Source organism: Pedobacter westerhofensis, from assembly GCF_900182595.1.
Lineage (GTDB): Bacteria > Bacteroidota > Bacteroidia > Sphingobacteriales > Sphingobacteriaceae > Pedobacter > Pedobacter westerhofensis.
The window spans coordinates 97,824-122,872 of the sequence record NZ_FXTN01000001.1 but is presented as its reverse complement, the minus strand read 5'-3'; the positions used below and the strand labels follow the sequence as shown (position 1 = coordinate 122,872).

Here is a 25,049-nt window from a genome sequence, read left to right as displayed (position 1 = left end):
TTACTCTGGCAAATCAATACAATATCGGAGGAAATCCTGTTTACAGGAGCTGTACTGAATCCATACGATGTGGAGATGAAAACTGATAAGATTACGATGAGATGTTTCATCAATTGATGAGTATAATTTATCAATAAAGATACTCTTTCTTCAAATTATATCATACTTCAAATTAAGGTCGATTCCTCCCGGCTTTATTAACTATATATTTCTCATACATATACTCTGTCAATGGCAGCAACCTTCGTGATGTGTCTTCCGGATTTGTACCTCCCGTAGTATAAAACTGCAATTGATTATCAATTTTAGAATAATGAACTATTCCAATACTGTTGCGGGTGATCTGTGACCAATTACTTATCTTTTTCTGGTGTGCCAGCTGGAATGTATCCAGTGGAACAATGAAAGCGCCCTCAACATTCTGATAAAATGCGACCGTTTTATATTCATTGCCATTCCAGTACATGCTGTATGGTTTAGTCACAAAATACAAGATCACTATGGAAGCCGAAATCACCAGTCCTGCCAGAAAAGATCTGGGCCTGGTCCGTACAGGTTTGTAAAGTTTTAAGAATTGGTTTTTTAACCGGGTGATCCTGGAACTTTCCGTGATACCCTCTGACATAAAATTTTGGATTGGAGTTTCTTCAGTCACTGTCTTATCTCCCGGGAAGTCTGGGGCCTGTTCCCTTTCAGGCTGGTTTCCTGGTTCCGTCAGATCATAAGGATCCCCTGGCATAAAAGGGCGCGGTTCAAAGTTTATCAGCCACGCGAGCATCTCTATATTTCTATTGTTCGTACCGCTTTTTCTTTGATTTCTAAGAAAAGTATTAATTGGCCTAAACAAAGACGCTTTTGAGTCATTCACTTTTTTGAAGTATTCAGCTCTATTGCCCGCCCGGCCAAAGAAGTTCTTGAAGGTCTCACTGTCCTTTTCCAAATACCTGCTGAGAAACTCCTCCACACATTCTTTTTTCAGATTTGCATCTGTGTGATGAACTAAATTCTGAGGCAAAGTGCCTTCGGTACTTTTCTTTTCGTAAGCCTGAATCACGGCATTCTTGTAATCATCAAACCTTTTGTAATCCATCGAGAGCTATTAATAAACGGAATTTCCGGAATACTTAAGGAATCTTCGGAATTCCAACGGAATGATCGGAATCTTCGGAATCCATTGATAGATAATCATTTACCTGTCCATATGTTTGCATTAGAAATCAGCGCAGGCTTTGATTCGCTATCAGAGTTTAAATGTACAAAACAGATTTCATAAGAGAGAAAGGCGCGGTAGTTCGTAACCGGTTTGGGAAGCAGTTATCAGCTCCCGCGCCCAACTCTCAATTACTTCCCAAAAATTTCAGAAGGCCTTCTGATTTACAATCGTAGCAGCCCCCGCGAATGGTCGCGGGGAACTACACAGTATTTCAATTCTAAAATTTTTGAATATGTATTTTTTTCATTTAATGATCGCTGCTTTATTGGCATTTGGTTCACCATCAAACGGTACAGTAACTACACAGGACGATGCTCCGCCTATTACAGGAGGAGACACAGGACCGGTTATACCCCCAAGATAGTTTCTATAAGCACAATAGGTCAACTATTTTAATCACAAGAATCCCGATGAATAACATCGTATAAAGGAGCTTAATAGCTAGTCAGCTTATATAATTGTATTTGCCGACTAGCTATTTTCTATTAATAAGTGTTTATTATTACTGTACGCACCAAATAATTGACAGAGACGTCAAATTATTCTTTAATTTGGTGAAAAATTAGCTTTTGAAATCTCTCAATCTGTTCTTGTGTATCATCCTGTTATTGATGTCTTGTAAACACCGGACAGTCAAGAATAAAAATGGAGATAATGTCGCATACGAAATGGCATTTCAACATCGTGATAATGGTATGCCTGATAGTGCCTTCTTTTATTTTAATAAAGCCAAAGACATTTTTCTGCAGCATCATGATAACCTCGGCACCGCAAAATGCTTGCTGAATATGGCAATCATTGCAACTGATAGAGGAGACAATTTTGGCTCTCAGGAAATGTCTCTCAATGCCCTCCGTTATTTTGATCAAAAGGATGCTGATCAATTCATTTACATATGTTCTAATTATAATAACCTGGGCAGGGCTACTCAAAATTTACTGGATTATAAAAGAGCTATTAAATTCTATGAGCTGGCAATTGAATTCTCGAGGGATTCTTCAACTATTTTGATTAATCAAAACAATAAAGCAAATGTCTTAAACGCAATGAAGTCTTACAAAGAGGCTATAGTGCTATACAGCTCGATCTTAAAGACTACCCGCAATAATAATAGAGAGTATGCAAGGGTATTAACCAATATTTCCTATACAAAATGGCTTCAGAATTTCTCCTATGATGCCAGACCTGATTACCTTAAAGCTTTAAAGATCAGAATAGCAGATAATGATCTTTTCGGGCAAAATTCCAGCTACTCGCATCTTGCACAATATTTCGCAAAGAAAGACCCTGACTCTGCTATGATGTTTGCACGGAAGCATTTGCAAGTTGCAAAAATACTCAATAGTCCGGATGACCAGTTGAGCGCCTTACAAGAATTAGTTACACTCAGCCCAGCGAGCGAAACCAAAAGCTACTTTGAGCGATATCGTATACTCGACGATAGCTTGCAAGTAGCACGCTGGAAAGCCAAAAACCAGTTTGCCCTTATTCGCTTTGAAACGGAAAAGCACAAGGCTGATTTCCAGAAATCCCAGGCAGAAAATGCCGAGAAGAAAAATAGAATTTTAATCGGGTACTTCATTGTTGTTGCTTTAGTTTTAAGCTTATTATCTGTATATCTCTGGTTTAGAAAACGAAACAGGCTCCTGAGGCAGGAAAAGGAGCTGGAGGTGAAAAACACAGAGCTGAAGTATGTAAAGAAGATTCACGACAGGGTAGCCAACAAAGTATACCATCTGATGTCTGAAGTAGAAAATATCCCCAATCTCAAAAGAGATCTTTTATTGGATAAGCTTGAGGCACTGTACAATACCTCAAGGGACATTTCTTACGAAAACAAGGAGCCAACAAGTGAAGGCAATTATGCGGCGCAACTTTCCGGGATGCTACAATCCTATTCGTCGGCATCCACAGAAGTCCTCATCGTGGGCAATGACGAAGAAGTGTGGATCGGTATCAATGACACGGCAAAGGACGAACTTTTCATAGTAATGCAGGAGCTGATGACCAATATGAAAAGGCACAGTCAAGCTCAGATGGTTGTCATTAAATTTCTGCGGGATGATTACTGCATTACTGTTCTGTACACTGATAATGGGATCGGGATGGCTGATGCTGGCCGTAACAATGGTTTGAAAAATACGGAAAACCGTATTAATGGTATTCATGGTACGATTACTTTTGAGAGTATATTAGAAAAAGGACTCGATATTACTATTTCATTCCCCATTGCTTAAAAGATAGATCACAATGTTCACAAAAGTACTCATAGCAGAAGACCACGAACACGCTAATATTTCTGTTCGTAAAACCTTAGATGATCTTGGTATACCACAGAGAGAATTCAGATTTTATTGTGATGATGCTTTTAACATATTTCAGGCTTCAGTGCAAAAAGAACAGCCTTTTGATTTACTCATTACAGACCTTTCTTTTGAGGAAGACAAAAACGTTCAGCAGATCGCCGGGGGCAGGGAGCTGATCAAAGCAGTGAGGGCCGTGCAACCTGGCATAAAGATCCTTGTTTTCTCACTTGAAAATAATATAGGCGTAGTGGATGGCCTGTTTAACGACCTGGACATTGATGCGTATGTACGTAAAGCACGTTACGATGGAGAGGATCTCAAACGCGCCATAGATGCTTTATCAAATAATAAGAAATACCGGTCGGCTGACCTGATGCACACAAGAGAATCCGAGAACTCCTATGATTTCAAGGCCTATGATATTGAGATCATCACATTGCTCTGCAATGGTACGCCTCAAAAGAATATCCCTTTATATCTGCAGGAAAAAAATCTCAAACCTTCAGGCTTGAGCAGTGTAGAAAAGCGGCTCAATGCTATTAAAACCTCTTTAAATATATCCAGTAATGAGCAGCTTGTTGCTTATTGCAAAGACAACAGGATTATTTAGTTCTATTACGGTTAACCGTAAAAATGTAATTTTCTCAATGATACTTTTGTCCTTTCAATAAGCAGTATGTATGACAATGGAGAAATACTATGTGAACAAGAAACCCCAGGCTAACCGCGATTACGAAGTTCACCACAAGGATTGTGTACATCTACCTAATGCAGAGAACAGGACTTACCTTGGTGAATTTTACTCCTGTGTAGGAGCAGTATTTGCGGCTAAACAGACCTATGACACAGCCAACGGCTGTAATACGTGTTCATATCTGTGCCATGTCAGCTTGTAATTTTAAACAGAGTGACAGCACTTATGTAATTAAGCATTCATGAAAACTTCTAAACTCTTCAGGGCGTTTGTAATAATTATCATCATTGTTCTTGGCTGGGTAATTTATTCTGTAGCGACAGATGATTCTATAGAAGTTCATCAGCACCATTTTGGATATCCTTTTTAACCTCATATTCTGAAAAAAGATCTTTGTGTAATCAATGCTCTCACATTGGTGTGTTTACTGGTCGCCACCTTCACTTTCGATTGTAATACCATTTTGTGGTTATTTATAATGGAGAGTGGGGTGGCTGAACAGTTATGATGAAATCCATAGCCAAAGCTGATTACTCTTATGCTACGTTAAACAATTTGAAGAATGTTACTCTCAAAATTTTATAAGAAAAGGCATTATTTCTTTTTGCTATAAAAAATAGCTTAAATAGCATGATATTTGTAGTTAATTATCGTTAACTAATTTACTTGTTATATGCAATTGAAGACCACAAACTTTAGGAAATACAAATTACTTTTGATATTCACCTTGATTTCTTGTGGTTGCACCTACTGGCATAAGGTAAATTTGAAATTCCTGTTCCCGGAAAATTATGAAGGCATCGTTATCATCGCCTGGGATGAAGAAAATGGTGCTGAAAAGGTAATGGAGGATGATTATGAAGTGTATACTATCCCGAAATCTGGTATATTAAAGACAAAAGTGCCTTCCAGAAGTTTAGACCCGATGGATGAAAAGTTTTACAGCTATAACGATAAAACCAAACGTCGAACAGAATTGGAAGTGATCTACCTTTCTTCAATTGGAGATACCGTCCGGATCACAAAAAAAAATCAGTATTATCAGGTTGGTTTGATGTCAAGCGGACATAATCAAAAAGGCAACCTGATATTTTTCTTGACAAGAGATATAAAATCTAAGTTTATGGATAGGGCTTACAGGGAAAAATATATCGCAGAACACGAAGAAGAATTGTATTCAACCAAATAGGATCTCAATTTCAGAACAGTTATGAAAATTAAAATCTGTGCATTCATCCCTAAGTCTATTGGAACTCCATTAAGCATGTGTGACTTGCCAAGAGCACTTTCTAATCAAAGTTCATTTGATTCACAGGTTAGAGGGATTCAAGGTACCTGGCTAAAAGAACCATATCCGGCACAAATAGTGGACTGTCATAATGAATTCCCATATTACGAGCAGTACCTGACCGCCAACGATTACATTCTGCTCTCGAAGCATAGATTGTGAACTGAATGTAGCGACAATGGAGGAAATCTTGAAATGCTCCAAGAACACACAGCCATTATGCAGTTTAAGAGTTTTGTCAGCGCCTTTACCACGCCTAACGGGAATGAAATACCCGGCTGTGATTATATTGCGCTTTTGGTGTATGCTGAACAAAAATCGAGGATAGCTGATGGCCGCAGAGGAGAACCCGCTAGCGGTTAGGATTGCTTACAACCTGTGCTTCCGGATTAGGCAAATATATCGTATACACAATTCCCAGATCAGGCTCACTTTTAACATCTATACTTCCGCTCAATGCTTCCACATAGCTTTTAACAAGAAAAAGGCCCAGGCCTTTACCTCTGATCGTTGAATGGAATGCTTTATAGGGTTTAAAAATATCGTCCTTATATTTTGTCAGGTCAATTCCACTACTATTGTCGCTATAAGTGATTGTTACCTCTTTTGCGTTTTGTACCACGTGGATATCTATTAATGGCGGGGTTTCAAGTTTATACCTGATCGAGTTGGAAATGAGATTAAAAAAAATACTGTTGAGATATGCTTTATATGAACTGATAATCAGAGATTCGCCTGTGATGCTGATTTGGGCTTTACTGTGTGCAATGTTGTCAGCAAGATCAGTTTCGATGTTATAGATAACTTCCCGCAGGTCAACCGGTTCATGTTTTAGATCAACTACTCTGTTCTTGGAACTCAAGATTTTGCTTAAATCGATGATCACTTCATCAAGTTTGGAGATTGAAGCAAGGAGGTTGGTCAGATAAGGGCCAGGCTCTTCAGAAGTGCTCAGCTCCGTTTTCATCAACACAGCAATACCTTTGATATTCGCCACAGGAGCGCGAAGGTTATGGGAAACAATATATCCAAACTCATGTAGTTCCCGGTTTTGTGCAAATAAGTTTGAAGTTACCTGCTGCATCTCGTATAAATTTTTTTTGCGCTCTGTAATATCATGCATGGCGCCCACCATTCTAACTGCCATACCTGCTTCATCCCGTATTACAAAACCCCTGTCCACAACATCAGCTGTACTTCCATCAGCTTTTCTGTAGCGGTATTCTTCCTTCCAGTTGGTCTGTGTACCAAGGCAGATATCCATTTTAGACCGTATAATGTATTCATGATCTTCGGGATCTATGTGGTTTGTCCAGGATGAGATATTACCAGAAAGCTCTTTGCGGTTGTATCCAAATATTGTTTCAAAACCTTCCCCCCAGTAGAAAGTTCCTTCAACGAGGTTCCAGTCCCATATCGCATCTGAAGTAGCTTTTGTTACGTACTGATAGCGCCGGTTGGATTCCTCCAGAGAAGATCTCATTGATTCTGTCTGTTCTGTAATGTTTCCCGATCTTGCTATGCAGTACATCAGCTGATCCTCCTTATCCCACTGTACACACCACAGTAATGGTACTACACCGCCATTCTTGTGCATATAGCGTACCTGAATTTGTGTCTCGGGACGCATGCTGATCAGTGTAGTTACGGCTTGTTTAGCCATCCCAAGATCCTCGGGGTACACAAAATCCTGATAAGGTCTCCCGCACATTTCAGAAGGCAGATAGCCCAGGATAGTATAAGATGCCGCGCTTACCTCTACAAACCGATCTCTGTCATCAACAGTACAAATGAGATCAACTGATAATTTCATTAGTTTGTTCAAATTCATAACATCGAATATTTGGTTTTACTGCTAAACAACAAGATATGGAACTCAGCTCAATATTCCCTGCGTTTTTAGCATTATTTTAGCACCTTATTATAATTCTTCCTTAACCTGCCGGGGGATGCGGGTTGTCTGTTTTGGGCTGGCAGAAGAGTAACTACAACATCATGCTTACTTGAGTATTAGATGTAGCTCAAAACAAAAATTATTAGGGAAGGTTTTTGAAATCTGTAGCAAAAGGCGAAGAAGCAGGATTTTACAGATAATTTACTGGGCTGCCTGAGCACGGGTCGGCACCCAATCCCGGGCGCAAGGTTGGCCAGGAAAAATTCTGTATTTCCCGGGCAGTCGTTGATATTTTAAAGCTGGCTGATTAATTATGAAAGGGTATCAGCCTTTATTGGTGCAACTTCAGCCATTCCAGTCTTCTTTCGTCGGGAAGGTGTTTTACTGAGAAATGTTCAAAGCGTGCTTCAAAACCGGCCCCATCCGGAGAGGCAGCCATCATTCCAACCATAACCGGGGTGTTGTCCTGCAGCGGAGCGTTACGGGTCATGATATAATTTTTATCATCCAAAGAATAAAAGATCTCAACTGCATCCCGCCTGCGCACAAGCTTCACCCAGATAAACCCGGGTGTTTTGTCGAGCGGGGTTACGCTCCAGTCACTTTTCTCGTGGGTTACTACTGTGCTGATATTGAACTTGCCATCTACAAATTCAACACCTGTTTTGATGTACTTTTTTTGGTCAATCCGCACCATCAGTCCCATCTGATCAAAACGTGCTTTGTAGTCTCCTGTTAATTTTACCTTTGCTTCAAACTCTCCTCCGTAGTTGCCATAATAAAATGGGGCATCGTCAACAGTAAAACCATAGTGTGATATTCTCCAGTAATCACTCTTCGGAGTAACCTGCATTGTGAGCATGTTGTCCTTCACCAGCCATTTTTCCGGCTCGTTGTACCAATTCATTTTTTCCAAACTTTGAGCCATAGTTTTGTTGAGACTAATTATTATCGTGACGGCTAATAAAATTTTTTTCATCATCTTGTTCTGTAATTTCAAATATTGTTTTGGATCTATCAAATTTATATATAGAAAATCTAACAAAAATGGCTATTAATGACCATCAACATCCCAGCAATGCCCGCGATCTGTTAAACATCAAATTGTTTTCACAGCCGTTCTCCAGTTTCGGTAACACTAATCTGCAAATTGATGACTGTAAGTTGATTGCGCAAATATACTCAAAGTTAGAAAACGCCATTAGTGTGCTAAGCGATATGAATGCAAGAAAAAGCTACATTTATTGCGGTGCTGTTTCAGAAAGCCTGGGATTTAAACCTGAAAAAAATGAAGTTAACTCGATCTGGGAAGATGAGCTGCTTGCAAAGATTCATCCGGATGATCTGCAAAAAAAATATCGGCTTGAATTTCGGTTTTTTCAGATGATCAAAGCAATTGAACTATCAGAGCGAACAAATTATAATTTGATTACCAGGCTCCGCATCAGGAATGAGGAAGGTAAATATGTTTTGATTAAACATCGTCTGCTTTATCTAAGCAGTACAGATGAAGGACATGTCTTGCTGGTGCTTTGTTTGTACAACAGAATCTTTGATTATCCGGGTTTTGACGCCCCTGACGGGCTTATCATCAATACAAGTACCGGCGAAGTACTGGATTCTGAACAGATGATTTTCGAAGATCTCCTATCCAGCAGGGAAGGTGAAATCATACAGCTCATCAGCAAGGGAATGCGAAGTAAAGAGATTGCAAATCACTTATCGTTAAGTATACATACGGTAAACCGGCACCGGCAGAACATTTTCCGGAAGCTCGGAGTGGATAATGTCATTGAAGCCTGCAGAATCGCGGCAGCAACCGGCATACTAAGATAAACGGAAACAACCTGAACTGCCTTCGTCATGGCAGGTCTTATTGCAAAGTAAAACTCCTTGCTGATGGCAAGGAGTTTTACTTTAATCCAGATATCCTTTTAGTACCCATGTTTTCGAATTTGCACGCAAACGGTTCAGGGCTTTGTCTTTAATTTGACGTACCCTTTCACGGGTAAGATGATATCTATCTCCAATCTCTTCAAGGCTTTGGGCCTGCTGGTTGCCTAGGCCAAAGAACAAGGTTAAGATATCTTTTTCCTTATCGCCAAGATTTCTCATGCAGTGTGAAACTTCATAGGACAATGATTCGGCAATCAATCCTGTATCAGTTGCTGGTCCGCTGCTTTGAAGGACGTCCAGCAGTGTATTTTCTTCATCACTGGAAAAGGGCGAATCATAGGAAATGTGTCTGGCAGAATGTCCCAGAACATCACTGATCTTTTCCGCTGTCAATTCCAGGTTTTCTGCCAGTTCCTCTGGTGTTGGCTGGCGTTCAAACTGCTGTTCAAGCTGAGATGCAGCTTTTGCTATTTTAGAGATTTCACCAACTTTGTTTAACGGAAGCCTGACCATCCTGGACTGCTCGTTGATTGCAGATAATATAGCCTGCCTGATCCACCATACGGCATAGGATATAAATTTAAAACCTTTGGTTTCATCGAAACGCTTAGCGGCCTTTACCAGGCCTACGTTTCCCTCGTTGATCAGGTCGCCAAGTGTCAGCCCGGAACTTTGATATTGTTTCGCTACAGAAACCACAAACCTCAAATTTGCAGTTGTTAACCTTTCCAGGGCCGCCTGGTCTCCTTCTCTGATTTTTTGCGTCAATGTCACTTCCTCTTGCGGAGTAACCATCGGAATCTTTGCGATATCTGACAAATACTGATTCAACGATGCTGTCTCACGATTGGTGATTGACTCACTAATTTTAAGTTGCCTCATTATAAAATATTTTAGGTGAAATGCTGAAGATCTGATGCCTTAGAATGCGCTGAAAGCTGATTGAATCATCAAGGAGATCACAGTTTTTACTGATGCTTGCGGGAGAAAGGTAATTGAAGATCTTTGCGGTACAAATATACTGATATTCAGAAATAGTAATGTTACCTGGATGTCAAGATGCATCCATATTGCATTTGTAACAGCTACCGGTAGAATAGTTCTATTGTGTTAACTATGAAATTGTCATCAAAGCTGTTGCATAATTAATGATCCTGGGCGTAATAGGGTAGAATCGACTAAAATACGGTGAAGACATATTTTAGCTAAGCAATGAACAATTAAATTACGAGATCGTACTCCCGGGATCCTTTAACTCAACATCCTGCCTTTCCATTTTCTGGTTTTTGTTGAGGTTCTCTGGATAGCAAGACAACCTATATGCAACAAGCTCAGCATTTGAAGCGGATGTAAAAAAGCATTAAGCCAGACATTTTGCCCCGATAGACTTGAAGTCATTGACCGGGTAAGAACGATGATAAAAAACAAAAGTGAAATCAGATAAGCATCTGAAGTTGCAATTATAAAAACCGGCCCAAGCAGAAGAGAAACTAAAAATAAAATAAACAGTGGGATACTATCATTGAATGGAGCGATAAAATTCTTACTAAACCCGTTTACAGCATCAGTATAATTATTGTACATTCTGCAGCTGATCAGGCCGTTCGCCAATAAACCCTCGCCCTTGTAATTCGCTACTTTAATCAGCTTCATTATTTTAAGATCTTCAGTAACTTCCTGCTTTACTTTACTATGCCATTGGTGCTGCTGATAATTATCTGCAGCAAATAACATAAACTGGCCACAAGCAGCAGCGAAAATGGGGTTTGAGTGGGATAGTATAAGCCTGATCGGCAGCAATGTGAGCAACAGGTAATTCATTAAGGGAATTACACTGTTCTCTCCAAGTGTGTTCATCGTTTGATTGGAGAAAAGACTGAGCAATGATAAATCATTTCTTTTGAGGTGACAAAGCGCACTATTAAGTAATTCCGGAGCAAGTGTAACATCTGCATCCAGAAAAAGCAGATATTTCCCTGATGCCTCTCTGGCCAATTGCCAGCATGCAAAATTTTTACCAGTCCAGCCTTCCTCTAACTGTTTACCACTTACCACTCTAAAGTTCGGATTTGATTTGGCAAAGTCATTGGCCAGCTGTAAAGTTTGATCAGTTGAACTATCATCCAGAATAATCACTTCATAGTTTTGATAGCTCTGTTTAAGTATCGAGAACAGTAGTGCAGAGATATTTTGTTCCTCATTCCGAACAGGGATAAGAATGGAAATACGATCCCTGCACTCATGCTCACTTATTTGAAGGTTTGGTCTTGAAAAAAAATTGTAACCAGCTACGAACAGTCTCAAAAACAGGAAAATGAAAATAGGAATCAGGATAATGCTCACGGCGATCGATTTGCAATATAACCCGCCTGCAGGTGATTAGTTTTATAAGACGAAAGGAATTTTGAACAGTTGTTTATTTTCTTTTATCATTTTGTACTGCCCGCTCATAAATATCCAAACTTTTATTTAAATCCTGGCCTTTTTGATGTATACCTTCGCAAAATATTTTACAGCCTTCTGGATTTGCACTGTCAGCACATTGCTTTTCACAGTATTTAAGCGTATTACGTGGCAGTAAATTGTATATATGGGTAACTGTAAATCCTACGGCAAGAAATGTTGCAAGTACACCGGCAAAAAACCATTTTGGAAATTTATCATCCTTTACCAATTGTAGCGTTGGTGGATGATTGAAGGGCAATATATATTTGATCCTGTCGTAATGCCAGCAGAGCAAATATATACATGCGATCACCATTAACGGCGCTGTGAGCAGCGATCCTTCAAAACGCACAGCCAATGATAATATGCAGATATTTAAAATAATAGGAAGATAAAGCAATGTACCCAGTACAACTGTGCGCGGTACGAGCAGTAAAAGCGCCGCGAGGATTTGCGCATAACCAATAAATGTATAATAGTAGCCGGTATGATACAAAGCCTCAAGGAAATGGCCCATTGGCTGATTGTTATGCAAATCGGTAAAACGCTCACCACTTATCTTCACATATCCTGCCATTAGAAATCCTGCAACAAGTGCCAGACGGGTAAACGTTGTAAAATAACCCATCCATTTGTTGCTCCTTACTTTTGCGTGCAATTCATCCAGTCTTTGGGAGAGTCTCATTTGTAAAGTACTTTGAAGTACAAAGTTAAATATTGTCTCAGAAACTGCAACTATTTCATTGATAAATATTTTACGAAACTCTTGATGTTGTTCTGAAATACCTAAATGGTCAGCGGATACAGTCAGCCGCGATATTCAAAATTTAGTGGACTGAGGATATGATTATAGTTAATGCTGCAAAGGGGAGAAACGGCAGTTCCTATTACAGGCTGAATCTTTACCCAGAGTGAATTACAATGAGCTGATCAAAAAAGAGATTCCAATTATATACTGGAATCTCTTTTTTTAAATTAACCGGCTATTACGCCAATTTGCTTCAGGATGCCCAGCTCATCAGAGCTTCCCCAGCGTTCAACCATTTTGCCATCTTCGAATTTACTGATCTGCATTCCGCGAATATTGATGGCTTTTCCACTTGCCGGATGTCCCATAAAATCTCCCTCATGTGTTCCGGTAACGCGGTAAGCAAAAGAGACGGTGTCTTCATCCGCGGATAATTGCTCAACTGCAAGTTTCATATCGGGAAATGCGGTACGCATCATGCCAAAAAACTCAGCATATCCATCCGGGCCTGGAACTTGTCCCGGAGCAGGATCATGGTCTACAGCGTTTGCTGCAACAAGTTCTTTGAAAAGTTCATAATTGGCAGAATTGACGGCTTCTCCGAATGTTTTTTGTGCGGCTATATTCGTTTCTTTACTCATTTTATATATGTTTTAACTTGATTTAAGTAAAGTTGAAACATGAAATATGCCCATTTGTTCCATTAGATTACATCAATTCGAATTCCAGCACGTTGTCAGGGTTTAAAATGTATAGGTTATTTCTGAGTGTATTTCACCTCTTCATAAGGTTGAACCAGTACCCAGCCCTGTCCCATAAATTCCATTTGAAAAGATTCGCCGCTGCCACGTCCGATAAAAGACCCGAAAGTAATGTTTGTCTTGATAGAAGGGGTTAAGTTTTCTGACCAGGCAACAGTAGCGTTAGGATCGGTAAATACTGGTTGACCGGGAGTCACTTTCAGCAATATTGGCTCCCCGTGAGTGGTAATTGCAATATACCCTGAGCCCGCAAGCCTAACCTGGAATAATCCTCCGGAAACCATTCCGGCAACGCTTTTAAGCATTTTAATTTCGTTGGAAATACTTTCCTCCAGGGCCAGAACGTCATTCCCGTTCACAAAGATGGCTTCGTCCTGCAATTTTATAATTTTAACTTTCTTTCCCCCATCAGCCAGATAAAGTTTACCAGTTCCCGAAGCATACATTAACGAAGCGCCTTCTCCGGAAATCGCCTTTTTTAACAGTCCCCCAAGCCCTTTGCTCAGCATGCTCTCTCTTTTGAAATCGATATTGCCGATGTATGCTACCATTGAGCCGGCCTTTGACAGGATTTTTTGATTCTTTAGGTTAATCTCCAGCATTGCAGGTTTTTCCAATTCAAAGAAGTCGTTTTCAGCAGGGTTTTCTGCGGCTTCGAGAATAAGTTCATTCAGCGTGTATTCTTTTTTTTCCATAAGAGTTAAGTTTTAGATTGCTACCAATATCGCAATTCGGATGAATGATTCAAATTTAGCGGTTCGCATAAATGCCATTCGAAAAATCAAATTGGATTTATGAGCAACCGGGGCAGGGTAAACTGCGCAAGTTATCTTGTATATGACCTGAAGATCGACTGGACATGGGGTGCGGCATATTTCGAATCTAAGCTGATCGATTATGACCTGAGCTCCAACTGGATGAACTGGCATATGCAAGCTTTTGAAATCTGGTATACCAACCCTGTGCATCAGTCCAACAAATATAAGGCACAGGATTTTATCCGTAAATGGGTGCCGGAACTCTCCGGAACAAATGATATCGAGGCGTTAATACCCTGGGAGTTTGATGTGCCTGAATACGTTAAGCCCATTGAGATCTATTCAAAGTGGGGCAGGGCTGTCAACCTGATCAAAAAGGTGGATTAAGTCACATTATTCCCAGGCTGTTGATATCATCATAAACAATTTTAACTAGACAGGGTTTCTATTGCATGAAGCGGATTGTGTTTTTTGGTGACAGCCTCACAGCAGGCTATGGTCTTCATCGACCAGATGAACAGTCTTTTCCTGCCCTGATCCAGCGGGAGCTGGATGCTGCGGGACTGGATTACCTGTCGGTGAATGCCGGGGTAAGCGGGGATACTTCTGCTTCGGGATTATCACGCCTGACTTACTGGCTGAGCCAGCCGGTAGATGTTTTTGTGCTTGAGCTGGGTGCCAACGACCTTCTGCGAGGGCTTGCACCTGCCGGAACAAAGCGTAATCTGCAGGCCATCATCGATATGGTAAAGGGCAGGTTTCCTTCGGTTAAGCTGTTGCTGTTGGGTATGCAGTTGCCGTTGTGGGTGCCGGGTCAGCGGGCTGCGGAGTTCAGACAGTTGTACCAGGATCTAGCGAATAAAAACAAGATCCCGCTACTGCCGTTCTTGTTGGATGGGGTTGCAGGAATCAAGCACCTGAACATGCATGATGGCGTACATCCACTGGCAGAAGGGTACCATATTATTGCCGCAGGGGTCTGGCCGGTTTTACGACCTTTGTTGTAAGATGATGTTCAAAACATCATACCTGCGATACTGGTAAACGGCTTAGTACAGGAGTGGGTGAAGACAGGTTAGCGTCTCAAAGAGCTACGTCGTAAAAGTAGTTGTTTGTGTCCTTGCCTTCCAGAGTGAATTTTCCGGGGATGGCAACAACGTGTACCTGAAGATCGGATCATCCTCATACTAAAGCAGAATGGTTGACTGAATATACCGGGACGATTATTTTGTCCTTACAATTAATTCGCGATGTTCTTCTCCCCACTCTGAAAGGACGCCTATGATCGATTTTGCTGATTCGCCGTATTCTGTGAGCTCATAAATGACGGTGACGGGAGATGTGCCGGTTACCGTCCTCCTGATTAAAAGATTCAGTTCCATTTCCCTGAGTTCTCTGCTCAGAGATTTTCCTGATATACCAGTAATGTTTTTTAGCAGTTCTGAATAGCGCATCGGGCCAAATAACAACCCTGTAATGATATAGATCTTCCATTTGCCGCCGAGCACATACATGGCATCATGTACGCCCATAATGGCTCTTTTGCATTGGTGTGTAGGCGTTGGTGTTACTTTAAACATGGTTACCTGAATGTCACTATTACTTTTTGTTGCTTAGTGACAAAAGTAAACTAATTATCATGAATTTTGCACATCAAAGACAAAAAAATGAATACTATAGAAAATCTAAAATGGCGTTATGCCGTTAAAAAGTTTAACACGGAAAAGGTTTCCGTATCAGACTTAAACGAGATACTTGAAGCCACCAATCTCACAGCTTCATCCACAGGCATACAGCCCTATCGTATTTTTATTGTAGAAAATACAACGCTCCGGGAAAAGCTTGGAGAGGGGTCATTCAATGCACAGATCTCGCAGTCTTCTCACTTATTGGTTTTTGCTGCATTTGACAGGGTGACAAGTGGACACATAGACGCTTTCATTGCACATCTTGCCACAGAACGAAATCTCCCGGAAGAGGCGTTAGCCGATTACAAAGCAGCATTGATTGGCGGCCTTCTTTCACGGTCAGACCAGGAAAATTTTAATTGGTCAGCAAGGCAGGCTTACATCGCATTAGGCACAGCTTTAATTGCTGCTGCAGAATTAAAAATAGATACTACGCCGATGGAGGGCTTTGATGGCGACAAATTCGACGCCTTGCTGGGACTGCGGGATAAGGGGCTTAAATCTGTTGTTGCCCTTGCACTCGGATACCGTGATGCCGCGCAAGATCCTTATGCGGCCATTAAGAAGGTAAGAATTCCCGTTGCTGAATTTGCGGAGTTCATTAAATAAAAGGCAATTGAGGGTTCGCGGAAGGAACCCTCAATGATAACGCCTCAGCAGCGTATTATCTCATCAAAGAGATATTTAAGCCGGAACTATTTCAGAAGTTTACTATCATGCCAACCACCTATTAATACCTTCACCTATCAAAACCACATCTATATTTTCTAATCTGAATGAAACAATTTAGGGAAATTGGAAAGGTTTTGAAAACTACATATCTTTGCTGGAAAACCCAGCTTCATGAAAATACTTTATCTTTTATTGATTAGTGTATCATTATTGCTGTTCAGCTGTAAAAAAGGGAACGTCAAACCTGATCCTGAAAATCCGGTAAATGTTGTTCCGCTGCCCGATTCCGTGCTGTTTGTTAATACTGTCGATCAAAGTTCGGGCGCTACGGCACTTTACGTGCTCAACGCGGCCTCTGGCAAATCCGTTACCAAATATACCTACCCGGCAGATGCAGGCACCACCTGGACTTACCCTGTCACCGGTAATGATCTACTCTATACTCTGCAAACTAATAAAATTAATGCCATTGACCTGAATACCGGCAAACTGGTATGGAGCGATGCCGTCAAAAATGCGCTTACCCCGGTTTTGCACCAGCAAACCTTTTTTGGCGTTAAGCAGGACAATACAACTTCGTATGAGGCCTATGCTTTAGATGCTACCAGGCAACCAAACGATTTCTTATGGAAATACAAACTTTCTGCTGCACCTGCACAAATTACCTATTTTAATGAGTCGGTTTATGTCTTAACCGATGCTACCCATCTCACCGCGCTGGATGCCAGGACTGGCTTAGCCAAATGGAGCATTGCTGCAACCTCGGCAATATCACTTAATGCCATACACGAGGGAATATTTATAGCGGGGAATACCATTTATGACGCGGCTACAGGAATAGCGAAGACCACAGCCGGGACGATAAACATTCCCCTTTTTTATGGCGCAGGCACTATCGTCCGTTCAGAATTGCTTTATGCTACACCTACGGTTTACTATATCAAAACCGGCCATTACCAACCAAACACCAATTCGGGAGTAGATTTTAACCAGGATTTTTTGAGTGCGGTAGACATGGCATCAGGCAGAGAACAAAGGCGTATTAAATTCGGAGAAGGTTATGTTTTGGTGCCCAACTCGAACGTGATTTTGCAGACTTTCAACGGTAAGCTCATCATCGGTCAATCCCATATGGAACCAGCCAAGTTTTATGGAACTTTATCAACCTATCAGTACGGCATTCTGCCGGCCGACTTTTCTTCTGAAGTGACCATTTTTGAACCGCAGCGGATAGGGGTGAATTCTGAGTACACCATTGTTGGTAACACGATGTACTTTTTTAAGGTTTTCTGGCCTGCCTCGGGCTATGTTCCATTCGCTCCGGCCTCGCCTAACCAATTTTTTGCTGTCAATTTACTCACTGGTAAACAGCAGTGGAGCAGCGACAAAAGTTTTGACGACAGTAAGGGCTGGGGCATGGGTGCTTGCGTTTATGTCGGCGGCAAAGGTTTTTCTAAATATATTCAGTAACTACAGTGCTGAAATATTAACTACACGATCAGTAACCAGATGATACTTTAATCTGCGTGTACTCAACTGGTATGCTGCCGGCTCCGGATATCTTTCTAAATTTTTTTTAGGTCGTTAAAATTGCTGGATTTAGGTATTCCTACAAGGATATTTTCTCCGCTTATTAATTTCAACTCCAAACTTAGTTTTCCATCAATGGTGTAAGCTGTTCCTTTTCTGTTATATCTAATTCCCCATCCCCCGTAATCAAACCTATCATAGAGGCAGAATTTAAATAGCTTTTAATCAAACACGGCAAGTGCGGTATTGAGGATATCATTAAAAAAGGCTTTATCATTGTTAGTTTTTGCGTACACACGCATGCCAGCAATGGTGTTGCAGATGAAACGCGCCAGGGCACGCGGATCTTTGGCTGCAGAAAGCTTGCCGCTATCCTGTTGCTGTTTAATTGCAGTATACAGTGCTTTCTCGATGATCACATCATCTTCCTGCAGGAGCTTTAAGACTTCTTCGTCATCAACAGCCACTTCCACGCCCGCATTTACTTTAAAACAACTCTCGGGTATACCGCATGGAACGCGATCTGATGTAGTCATTGTCATGAGATTCCTGATGGCATCCTGGATGCTGGGGCCTGTGTTTATGGCCTCAACAAGCCGTTTAGTTCCTTCCTGCTGATAAAGCTCCAGGGCTTTAACGTATAGGGTATGTTTATCACCAAAAGCATGATAGATACTTGAACGTCCAATTCCCAGGCCGTCAATCAGGTCTTGCATAGAGGTTCCATTATAACCTTTCTGCCAGAATAGTCTTACCGCTTTTTGTAAAATCTCCTGCTCATCAAAATCTTTTGTTCTCATAATGAAAATAGCTTTGCCGAATAAACAGCAAAGCTATAAATTTTTTTAGCGGCCTCCGCCACTGGCAAGTATAATTTCACCGGTTAACCATTTGGATTCTTCCGAGGCAAGAAAGGTTACTACCTGGGCAATATCATCTGGCTGGCCCATACGTTGCAGCGGGGTTTGTTTTACCATCGCATCGGCAAGTTCACTCCCGATAAAACCACCAGCGGTGGAACCTTCGGTTTCTACCATTCCCGGATTAACAGAGTTGACACGTATTTTGCGTGGGCCCAATTCTTTAGAAAGTACACCAGTAATGCCATCAACAGCACTTTTGGTTGCAGTATAGACCGCACTTCCGGCCGGGGTAACTGTGGATGCTCCCGATCCGATGTTGATAATGCTTCCGCCTGTGACAGAGAAGTGTTTGACAGCAGCCTTTGACGCCAATAGCACACCGAGTACGTTGATGTTAAACTGGTGATGAAAGCCCTCTTCAGTAATCTCTTCCAGCGTACCCCAGTTATAAACACCTGCATTATTAACCAGAATATCAACCCCGTTGTACTTTTTAAGAGTTGCTTCAAACAGGTTTTCTATATCTGCTTCATTTGCTACATTGCCCTGTACAGCAACTGCAATCCCTCCATTTTTAATAATTTCTGCAACTACTTTGTCTGCATCTCCCGCAGCAGATGCATAGTTGACGATCACTTTTGCACCTTCGGCAGCCAGGCTTTTTGCAATGGCTGCACCAATTCCTTTTGAAGCACCAGTTACTACTGCCACTTTGTTCTCTAATCTCTTCATCTTTGTTTGTTTATTTTAGACCGTTTGGTACACAAAGATGTATTTTAATTAGATCGATTGATACAATTAGGAATTTAATGGCGGAAGAATGACAAAGGAGGGACAAATTGGTTATTCTCAGCCAATGAAATTTTACACGGTGTTTAAATTTGCAACTGAATTTGAACACAATTGCCAGGAAATATTGCCAGTGAGTTCACCGCGTGGTGTATCAACATCGTTTCAACTATTCACTTCTCAGGGCATCTACCGGATTAGCCTTCGCTACTTTTACCGATTGAATACTTACTGTTAGCAGTGCAATGATCACAGAGAGAACTGCAGCCAAAGCAAAAGGCAATAACGAAATATCTACCCTGAAGTCAAAGCCAGAAAGCCACTTACTGGCGAAGATATATCCAAGTGGAAACGCAATCACATTAGCGATTGCCACCAGCCTGATAAAATCTCCATTAAGCAAAGCCAACACGCTGTAGGTGCTTGCACCAAGTACCTTGCGTATACTGATCTCCTTTTTACGCTGTTCCGCCATGTATAATGCCAGGCCCAATAAACCGAGGCAGGAAATAAATATCGCAAACCCGCCAAACCAGTTAGACAAGGTGCCCAGAAGCTGCTCTTCAGCAAACTTCTTCTCAAAAGATTCATCCATAAAGGTGCGGTTAACCGGATAATCGGGATTCATACTTTTTACAATGTCGTCTACCTGAGCCAGTGACGATCCGATATTTTCGGCTTCATTCAACCTCAGAAGGACTACTTCCGCTTTAAATCTGGTAACTGGATGGAAAATCATCGGCGCAACTTTCTGATAGGCCGACGCCGAAACAAAATCTTTCATCACACCAATGATAACAACAGGGCTCTCCCAGAAAGTAATGGTCGTGCCGACAGGATGTTTAAGCCCCATTACTTTTACTGCAGCTTCATTAATAATTACCCGGTTAGAATCTGAATACTGAGCAGAAAACTCACGGCCTGCGACCATTCTGGTTCCCATGGTCTCTACAAAGTCGTTTCCTGCAGAGCGGTAGTTAAACAGAGTGCTTTCGTTAGGGCTTTTGCCACCCCAGCTTACTGCATTTGTATTCCTGCTGTTAAAATTAAGATCTGCATTAAAGAAACTTACATGGGTAGCAGCGCCAGATTTCAGCAGCCGGTCTTTTAGCAAATCCAGTTTTTTCTGGTTATCCAACTTTCCCGACACCTCGATCTGGATCAGGTTATGCTTATTATAGCCAACAGGTTTATTTTTGATATAGTTCAGCTGCTGATAAATTACCGTGGTGCAGATGATCAGGCAAACCGCAAATACAAACTGGAACACCACCAGGATACTGCGAACAGAAAATGAAGAACCTGCTTTTACGGAAAGACCTTTCAAGGCTTTCACAGATTCAAATGAGGAAAGGTAGAATGCAGGATAGCTGCCAGCCAGCACACCGGTAAAAAACACCAGGCCTAACAAGGTGATCCAGAATTTCCAGTTCTCATATTCTATCTTAAGACTGATACCCAACAGGTTGTTAAAATAGGGAAGGCTGATTTCTACCAGCGCAAAGGCCAGTGCAGTACTCAATAAAGAAATAAGCATACTTTCGGTGATAAACTGGAAAACCAGTGCATTTCTGCTGGAACCTATTGCCTTGCGTACACCAACTTCCTTTGCCCTTTTCCCTGACTTTGCTGTGGTAAGATTCATGAAGTTGATACAGGCAATCAAAAGGATACAAAATGCAAGAACCAGAAGTATCCTCAATTGGTCTATTCGCCCTCCAACAGACTTTCCATTTTCAAAGTCACCATACAGATGCAGTTTAGCCAATGGGTGCAGGAAAGCTTCTGAATTGGAGTTTTTATCATGGCGAACAAAGATTCCCCTGATTGCTGCATTTATCTGGTTGAAGAAGCTCTGGTCTTGTAATTGTATCAGTGTTAAGTACGAACTGTCCCCCCAGTTTGGATTCTTCATGTCGGGCAACATCTTTTCTGCAAATGCCCAGGGTACCAGATAATCAAAGCTGAAACTGCTGTTGGCAGGGACGTCCTCGATAACAGCTTCAACTTTTAAACTTTCTTTGTTATCAAATTTCACAGTTTTATTGATCGGATCTTCATTGCCGAAGAGGCTTTTAGCCAAAGTTTTTGTCAGGATAACAGAGTTCACTTCGCGGAGCACGGTATTTGGGTTGCCTTTTACAAATTTATAATCCAGGATCTTTAGAAAAGCCGGATCGGCAGCTATTGCTTGTTTTTTGAATTTTCTATCCTGGTAGCTGATCAACTGCGAACCGTAGTCTGCAGAATGTGATGCATAAGCTATCCCCGGTATTTTTGCCCTGATTTCAGCTGCCATTGCATTGGGCGTGATCCGGACGCTGAAAGTCTTATCGCTTGCCTTTATGTTATTGTATACGACGTAAGTGTTTTGGTAGTTTGTAAATTGCTTATCATAGTTCCACTCGTTGTTTACATACAGGAGCAAGACCATACAGCTAGCTAATCCAATAGCCAAACCACCTATATTTATTAGGGTGAAGCCCTTGTTTTTCCAAAGGTTACGGAGTGCGATATTTAGATTTAGCTTTAACATCTGATTGCTTTTAGTTTAATTACGATCTGATGTTCAAGGTATGTGCCAAAGCTAATAACATCTGTAAACACCTAAAAACAAGCTTTTTGTTAACTTTACTATTGATTTGTGTTCATTTTCGAACAGATAACATGCCCAGTATTGAACAATGCAATCTTGCAAATTCTGGCTTGTCCCTGCAAACCACACTTTCCATAGATGTATAGTATTTGACAGGGGCTGAATATATCCCCTGGTCGTGGCAGGATATCATGCCTCCTCAAGACGATCGTGTTTGTAAGGAAGTCCTTATTTATAATACCACCGCCTTTTCATAACGTTCACGGGAAGCTTTGATCTCGGGCATATTGGTATTCGCCCAGTCGTACAGGTGCATTAGCGGCGTCACCAGGCTTTCACCAAGCGGGGTTAAGGCGTACTCGACCTTAGGGGGAACCTGTGCGTACATCTTCCGTGTTACAAGCCCATCGGCTTCCAGCATTTTCAGGGTAACGGTCAGCATTTTTTGAGATATGCCATCGATCAGCTGGTGAAGTTCGTTAAAGCGCAGCGTGCCATGGTCTGATAATATGATCACTGTCAGCATCGACCACTTATCACCCACACGGTGCAAAACATCCTTTACCGGGCAGTTGTCACGGTCGCTCTCACATTTTCTCGAAATTTCTTTTTTCATATCCACCTCATTTTCAATAACAGTTACTTACAGGTAAGTTTCTGACTTTCAGGTGCCTTCTTGTATTAATAAAATACACCCCTTAGCTTTACTTACTTAAAGTAAGTTAATTAACAAAAGTAATAAAAAGAATTCCATGGATCTGAAATTTAAAACAAAAAGAGTGCTGGTTACTGGTTCCAGCGCAGGGTTGGGTGAAGCGATCGCACGCTTAATGGCTGCCGAAGGCGCCGAGGTGGTTGTTCATGGCCGTAACGAGGAACGTGCGGCAACGGTAGCCAGGAGCATAAACGATACCGGCGGGCGAGCAATTTATGTGCTGGGAGATCTGTCGACAGACGAAGGTGCAGATGCTGTAGCCAACGGGGCTTTAGCTGGGGGACCGGTAGACATACTGGTGAATAACGCCGGCGCTTATACGCCGAGGCCGTGGCTGCAGGTGGGCGTAGACGACTGGCGCGACAGCTATAATGTGAATGTGCTGGCCTATGTGCGCATGATACACCGTTTATTGCCCGCTATGAAAACTCTGGGCTGGGGCAGGATGGTTCAGATAGGATCTTCCGGCGGTATTGAACCATTTGCTTTGCAGCCTGATTATTTAGCGGCAACTGCTGCGCGTCATAACCTGACCGTATCGCTGGCCCGCGAACTCAAGGGTACTGGCATCACCTCAAACACAGTCGCTCCCGGACCAATGCTGGTAGAAAATACGCGTGATATGCTACTCAATATGGCTGGGCAATACGGCTGGGGCGATAATTGGGCCGATATTGAGCGCAATGCCGTTGAACAGTTTGTGCAGAATGATGTAGGACGTTTTGGCAAACCGGAGGAAATTGCGGCTGCCGTGGCGTACTTGTCCAGCCCCATGGCCGATTATGTAACCGGTGCATTATTGCGTGTAGATGGTGGGCATACCAGATCTGTTTAACTCCCAACTGAATTAAAGTGAAATAGTAAAACCAGAAACATTGCTGGACGACAACAGCAGCGGGATAGTCCTGCTGCTGTTGCCGTCCTACCTTGGTGGCATTGTAGCCACCCATTTGCAGCATGGGCAATTAAGTTTTCTTCAGTTGATATAAGGCTGATTTTTATGACTTCTTTACCACAACAATCTTTCTCGCTAATGACTGGGATGTGCCGCTTCCCAATAAAGTAATCTTGCCATTTTTCCAAAAACATGCTGCAGGAGAGTTACCGGCAGCCACATTTTCTGTCCAGCCTGCAACGTATACATCACTATTATTTATCGTTATATTTGTAGCAAACGCGCTTTTTGGACCATCATTGATCAATACAGGGCTTTCGTTTTTATAATAAGTTGGCGAAAAGACATTCCCCGTTGTGCTGATGCCCAGTCCAGACACATAAACATCACTGCCGGATACGACAATAGAATTACCGTCAAAGTTTTGTGCAGCATCTTTGATCACTACCGGTGCCCCAAAATTCTTCGAATAGCTCGTTCTGGAAAGCCCCTCATTGTTATAAGTAGCCGACCAAAGCATATAAATATCACTGCCTGACACCGTTATTGCCTGATTGCCGGCATAAGTACTTTCATTACTTAAATCAACCAGCGTACCATTTTTCCAGTAACAGGCTACAGGTGAATTGCCGGCTTTATTATGTTTACCTATTACATAAATATCACTGCCTGTTATCAGTAACGCTGCTGCCAAACTGTTTTCGGAAGGATCGCCTAATGTTACTTGAGTTCCGTTTTTCCAATAGGTTGCAACATAGGTAGAACCATTACTCACCTGCTGCCGCCCTGCGCCGTAAACGTCGTTCCCATTGAGGTAGATGTCATAACAATATGAATTTCGGGTGCCGTCCGTCAGATCTACGGACACACCATTTTTCCAGTATTTGGCAACGTAGCGATCATTTTTATTCATACCAAAACCTGAAACGAAAACATCATTACCTGATGTTTCAATATCATTTGCATCAGTCCCCGATGGAAGAGTGGCTGCAGTTCCATTTTTCCATAACGATGCCCCCGACCCATTATTTCCGGCAACATAAACGTCAACACTACTCTCAGGCTGTGGATCAGGTGAAGGATCGCCTTTTTTATGGCATGCTATGAAAGAGGTAGATACAAATAATAGTAAGGTTGTAATAGTAAGGTAGATTTTTTTTTCCATAGCCCTTATAACAAGCAAACAGCCAAAATTGTTAACACATTCGGAAAATCGCCGAATTTCGCCAGTCACCCTGCATGTTCCGGCAAGGTGCTGGGAAACGCATGTCAGACGATCCACTTCATTATTCTGTCAG

General features: G+C 41.8%; 25 protein-coding genes. 11 read left to right on the top strand and 14 right to left on the bottom strand.

Going from position 1 to position 25,049, the window contains the following annotated elements:
* Nucleotides 1–172: 172 nt before the first annotated feature.
* Entirely contained in the window at nt 173–1,090 is a 918-nt protein-coding gene (locus FN831_RS00545) for a hypothetical protein (protein WP_142526252.1), read from the bottom strand.
* A gap of 355 nt (nt 1,091–1,445) precedes the next feature.
* On the opposite strand from FN831_RS00545, the gene FN831_RS28240 reads away from it, so the two are divergent.
* The 5 genes from FN831_RS28240 (at nt 1,446) to FN831_RS00525 (ending at nt 5,402) form a co-directional block, all read left to right on the top strand.
* Nucleotides 1,446–1,577, top strand: coding sequence for a hypothetical protein (locus tag FN831_RS28240; protein ID WP_262711865.1), 132 nt, complete (start codon nt 1,446–1,448; stop codon nt 1,575–1,577).
* Between the two features lie 304 nt (nt 1,578–1,881).
* Nucleotides 1,882–3,450: a tetratricopeptide repeat-containing sensor histidine kinase gene (locus tag FN831_RS00540; RefSeq protein ID WP_185960337.1), complete on the top strand. Its 1,569-nt coding sequence runs from the start codon at nt 1,882–1,884 to the stop codon at nt 3,448–3,450.
* A gap of 13 nt (nt 3,451–3,463) precedes the next feature.
* Entirely contained in the window at nt 3,464–4,129 is a 666-nt protein-coding gene (locus tag FN831_RS00535; RefSeq protein ID WP_142526250.1) for a response regulator, read from the top strand.
* 70 nt (nt 4,130–4,199) lie between these two features.
* A complete protein-coding gene (locus tag FN831_RS00530) occupies nt 4,200–4,415 on the top strand; it encodes a hypothetical protein (protein WP_246101252.1) in 216 nt (71 codons plus the stop codon).
* A 564-nt stretch (nt 4,416–4,979) separates the two neighbouring features.
* The gene (locus tag FN831_RS00525; protein WP_142526249.1) at nt 4,980–5,402 is read left to right on the top strand and encodes a DUF6843 domain-containing protein; all 423 of its coding nucleotides are present in this window, start codon (nt 4,980–4,982) and stop codon (nt 5,400–5,402) included.
* A gap of 451 nt (nt 5,403–5,853) precedes the next feature.
* Here the strand turns inward: FN831_RS00525 and FN831_RS00520 are convergent, their stop codons facing one another.
* Both FN831_RS00520 and FN831_RS00515 read right to left on the bottom strand, forming a co-directional pair.
* Nucleotides 5,854–7,314 (bottom strand): sensor histidine kinase, encoded by a 1,461-nt coding sequence (locus FN831_RS00520; protein WP_185960336.1) that lies wholly within the window; start codon nt 7,312–7,314, stop codon nt 5,854–5,856.
* Nucleotides 7,315–7,726: 412 nt separating this feature from the next.
* On the bottom strand, nt 7,727–8,302 hold the full coding sequence (locus FN831_RS00515; protein WP_246101250.1) for a DUF1349 domain-containing protein: 576 nt from the start codon (nt 8,300–8,302) through the stop codon (nt 7,727–7,729).
* A 140-nt stretch (nt 8,303–8,442) separates the two neighbouring features.
* On the opposite strand from FN831_RS00515, the gene FN831_RS00510 reads away from it, so the two are divergent.
* The gene (locus tag FN831_RS00510) at nt 8,443–9,231 is read left to right on the top strand and encodes a response regulator transcription factor (RefSeq protein WP_142526247.1); all 789 of its coding nucleotides are present in this window, start codon (nt 8,443–8,445) and stop codon (nt 9,229–9,231) included.
* An 81-nt stretch (nt 9,232–9,312) separates the two neighbouring features.
* Here FN831_RS00510 and FN831_RS00505 read toward each other — a convergent pair whose 3' ends face one another.
* The 5 genes from FN831_RS00505 to FN831_RS00485 form a co-directional block, all read right to left on the bottom strand.
* A complete protein-coding gene (locus tag FN831_RS00505; protein ID WP_142526246.1) occupies nt 9,313–10,173 on the bottom strand; it encodes a sigma-70 family RNA polymerase sigma factor in 861 nt (286 codons plus the stop codon).
* Between the two features lie 369 nt (nt 10,174–10,542).
* Nucleotides 10,543–11,634 carry a glycosyltransferase gene (locus FN831_RS00500; protein ID WP_246101248.1) on the bottom strand — a complete coding sequence of 364 codons (1,092 nt, stop codon included), beginning with the start codon at nt 11,632–11,634 and terminating at the stop codon, nt 10,543–10,545.
* Nucleotides 11,635–11,707: 73 nt separating this feature from the next.
* Nucleotides 11,708–12,421 carry a permease family protein gene (locus FN831_RS00495; RefSeq protein WP_142526245.1) on the bottom strand — a complete coding sequence of 238 codons (714 nt, stop codon included), beginning with the start codon at nt 12,419–12,421 and terminating at the stop codon, nt 11,708–11,710.
* Nucleotides 12,422–12,711: 290 nt separating this feature from the next.
* Complete coding sequence (locus tag FN831_RS00490; RefSeq protein ID WP_142526244.1) at nt 12,712–13,125, bottom strand: ester cyclase; 414 nt, start codon at nt 13,123–13,125, stop codon at nt 12,712–12,714.
* Between the two features lie 116 nt (nt 13,126–13,241).
* Nucleotides 13,242–13,940 (bottom strand): AIM24 family protein, encoded by a 699-nt coding sequence (locus tag FN831_RS00485; RefSeq protein WP_142526243.1) that lies wholly within the window; start codon nt 13,938–13,940, stop codon nt 13,242–13,244.
* A gap of 90 nt (nt 13,941–14,030) precedes the next feature.
* On the opposite strand from FN831_RS00485, the gene FN831_RS00480 reads away from it, so the two are divergent.
* Both FN831_RS00480 and FN831_RS00475 read left to right on the top strand, forming a co-directional pair.
* The gene (locus FN831_RS00480; protein WP_262711870.1) at nt 14,031–14,390 is read left to right on the top strand and encodes an FAD-binding domain-containing protein; all 360 of its coding nucleotides are present in this window, start codon (nt 14,031–14,033) and stop codon (nt 14,388–14,390) included.
* Between the two features lie 65 nt (nt 14,391–14,455).
* Complete coding sequence (locus tag FN831_RS00475; RefSeq protein WP_142526242.1) at nt 14,456–15,010, top strand: arylesterase; 555 nt, start codon at nt 14,456–14,458, stop codon at nt 15,008–15,010.
* 216 nt (nt 15,011–15,226) lie between these two features.
* Here the strand turns inward: FN831_RS00475 and FN831_RS00470 are convergent, their stop codons facing one another.
* Nucleotides 15,227–15,583, bottom strand: coding sequence for a winged helix-turn-helix transcriptional regulator (locus FN831_RS00470; protein ID WP_246101246.1), 357 nt, complete (start codon nt 15,581–15,583; stop codon nt 15,227–15,229).
* 87 nt (nt 15,584–15,670) lie between these two features.
* Here FN831_RS00470 and FN831_RS00465 point away from each other — a divergent pair, with 87 nt between their 5' ends.
* Both FN831_RS00465 and FN831_RS00460 read left to right on the top strand, forming a co-directional pair.
* Entirely contained in the window at nt 15,671–16,300 is a 630-nt protein-coding gene (locus tag FN831_RS00465; RefSeq protein ID WP_142526241.1) for an NAD(P)H-dependent oxidoreductase, read from the top strand.
* Nucleotides 16,301–16,534: 234 nt separating this feature from the next.
* Nucleotides 16,535–17,833 (top strand): outer membrane protein assembly factor BamB family protein, encoded by a 1,299-nt coding sequence (locus tag FN831_RS00460; RefSeq protein WP_142526240.1) that lies wholly within the window; start codon nt 16,535–16,537, stop codon nt 17,831–17,833.
* Nucleotides 17,834–18,114: 281 nt separating this feature from the next.
* Here the strand turns inward: FN831_RS00460 and FN831_RS00455 are convergent, their stop codons facing one another.
* The 4 genes from FN831_RS00455 to FN831_RS00440 form a co-directional block, all read right to left on the bottom strand.
* Nucleotides 18,115–18,693: a TetR/AcrR family transcriptional regulator gene (locus FN831_RS00455; protein ID WP_142526239.1), complete on the bottom strand. Its 579-nt coding sequence runs from the start codon at nt 18,691–18,693 to the stop codon at nt 18,115–18,117.
* A gap of 45 nt (nt 18,694–18,738) precedes the next feature.
* Nucleotides 18,739–19,488, bottom strand: coding sequence for an SDR family NAD(P)-dependent oxidoreductase (locus tag FN831_RS00450; RefSeq protein ID WP_142526238.1), 750 nt, complete (start codon nt 19,486–19,488; stop codon nt 18,739–18,741).
* Between the two features lie 226 nt (nt 19,489–19,714).
* Nucleotides 19,715–22,081 carry an ABC transporter permease gene (locus FN831_RS00445; protein ID WP_142526237.1) on the bottom strand — a complete coding sequence of 789 codons (2,367 nt, stop codon included), beginning with the start codon at nt 22,079–22,081 and terminating at the stop codon, nt 19,715–19,717.
* 292 nt (nt 22,082–22,373) lie between these two features.
* The gene (locus FN831_RS00440; RefSeq protein ID WP_142526236.1) at nt 22,374–22,757 is read right to left on the bottom strand and encodes a winged helix-turn-helix transcriptional regulator; all 384 of its coding nucleotides are present in this window, start codon (nt 22,755–22,757) and stop codon (nt 22,374–22,376) included.
* Between the two features lie 136 nt (nt 22,758–22,893).
* On the opposite strand from FN831_RS00440, the gene FN831_RS00435 reads away from it, so the two are divergent.
* Nucleotides 22,894–23,691 carry an SDR family NAD(P)-dependent oxidoreductase gene (locus tag FN831_RS00435; RefSeq protein WP_142526235.1) on the top strand — a complete coding sequence of 266 codons (798 nt, stop codon included), beginning with the start codon at nt 22,894–22,896 and terminating at the stop codon, nt 23,689–23,691.
* A 163-nt stretch (nt 23,692–23,854) separates the two neighbouring features.
* Here FN831_RS00435 and FN831_RS00430 read toward each other — a convergent pair whose 3' ends face one another.
* Nucleotides 23,855–24,916: a hypothetical protein gene (locus FN831_RS00430; RefSeq protein ID WP_142526234.1), complete on the bottom strand. Its 1,062-nt coding sequence runs from the start codon at nt 24,914–24,916 to the stop codon at nt 23,855–23,857.
* Nucleotides 24,917–25,049: the final 133 nt, after the last annotated feature.

What these genes read in the sequence shown, in the direction of transcription:
- FN831_RS00545 (WP_142526252.1), bottom strand. Translation starts at nt 1,090, where the DNA reads ATGGATTACAAAAGGTTTGATGATTACAAGAATGCCGTGATTCAGGCT.
- FN831_RS28240 (WP_262711865.1), top strand. Translation starts at nt 1,446, where the DNA reads ATGTATTTTTTTCATTTAATGATCGCTGCTTTATTGGCATTTGGTTCA.
- FN831_RS00540 (WP_185960337.1), top strand. Translation starts at nt 1,882, where the DNA reads ATGGCATTTCAACATCGTGATAATGGTATGCCTGATAGTGCCTTCTTT.
- FN831_RS00535 (WP_142526250.1), top strand. Translation starts at nt 3,464, where the DNA reads ATGTTCACAAAAGTACTCATAGCAGAAGACCACGAACACGCTAATATT.
- FN831_RS00530 (WP_246101252.1), top strand. Translation starts at nt 4,200, where the DNA reads ATGACAATGGAGAAATACTATGTGAACAAGAAACCCCAGGCTAACCGC.
- FN831_RS00520 (WP_185960336.1), bottom strand. Translation starts at nt 7,314, where the DNA reads ATGAAATTATCAGTTGATCTCATTTGTACTGTTGATGACAGAGATCGG.
- FN831_RS00515 (WP_246101250.1), bottom strand. Translation starts at nt 8,302, where the DNA reads ATGAATTGGTACAACGAGCCGGAAAAATGGCTGGTGAAGGACAACATG.
- FN831_RS00510 (WP_142526247.1), top strand. Translation starts at nt 8,443, where the DNA reads ATGGCTATTAATGACCATCAACATCCCAGCAATGCCCGCGATCTGTTA.
- FN831_RS00505 (WP_142526246.1), bottom strand. Translation starts at nt 10,173, where the DNA reads ATGAGGCAACTTAAAATTAGTGAGTCAATCACCAATCGTGAGACAGCA.
- FN831_RS00495 (WP_142526245.1), bottom strand. Translation starts at nt 12,421, where the DNA reads ATGAGACTCTCCCAAAGACTGGATGAATTGCACGCAAAAGTAAGGAGC.
- FN831_RS00490 (WP_142526244.1), bottom strand. Translation starts at nt 13,125, where the DNA reads ATGAGTAAAGAAACGAATATAGCCGCACAAAAAACATTCGGAGAAGCC.
- FN831_RS00485 (WP_142526243.1), bottom strand. Translation starts at nt 13,940, where the DNA reads ATGGAAAAAAAAGAATACACGCTGAATGAACTTATTCTCGAAGCCGCA.
- FN831_RS00475 (WP_142526242.1), top strand. Translation starts at nt 14,456, where the DNA reads ATGAAGCGGATTGTGTTTTTTGGTGACAGCCTCACAGCAGGCTATGGT.
- FN831_RS00470 (WP_246101246.1), bottom strand. Translation starts at nt 15,583, where the DNA reads ATGTTTAAAGTAACACCAACGCCTACACACCAATGCAAAAGAGCCATT.
- FN831_RS00465 (WP_142526241.1), top strand. Translation starts at nt 15,671, where the DNA reads ATGAATACTATAGAAAATCTAAAATGGCGTTATGCCGTTAAAAAGTTT.
- FN831_RS00460 (WP_142526240.1), top strand. Translation starts at nt 16,535, where the DNA reads ATGAAAATACTTTATCTTTTATTGATTAGTGTATCATTATTGCTGTTC.
- FN831_RS00455 (WP_142526239.1), bottom strand. Translation starts at nt 18,693, where the DNA reads ATGAGAACAAAAGATTTTGATGAGCAGGAGATTTTACAAAAAGCGGTA.
- FN831_RS00450 (WP_142526238.1), bottom strand. Translation starts at nt 19,488, where the DNA reads ATGAAGAGATTAGAGAACAAAGTGGCAGTAGTAACTGGTGCTTCAAAA.
- FN831_RS00445 (WP_142526237.1), bottom strand. Translation starts at nt 22,081, where the DNA reads ATGTTAAAGCTAAATCTAAATATCGCACTCCGTAACCTTTGGAAAAAC.
- FN831_RS00440 (WP_142526236.1), bottom strand. Translation starts at nt 22,757, where the DNA reads ATGAAAAAAGAAATTTCGAGAAAATGTGAGAGCGACCGTGACAACTGC.
- FN831_RS00435 (WP_142526235.1), top strand. Translation starts at nt 22,894, where the DNA reads ATGGATCTGAAATTTAAAACAAAAAGAGTGCTGGTTACTGGTTCCAGC.
- FN831_RS00430 (WP_142526234.1), bottom strand. Translation starts at nt 24,916, where the DNA reads ATGGAAAAAAAAATCTACCTTACTATTACAACCTTACTATTATTTGTA.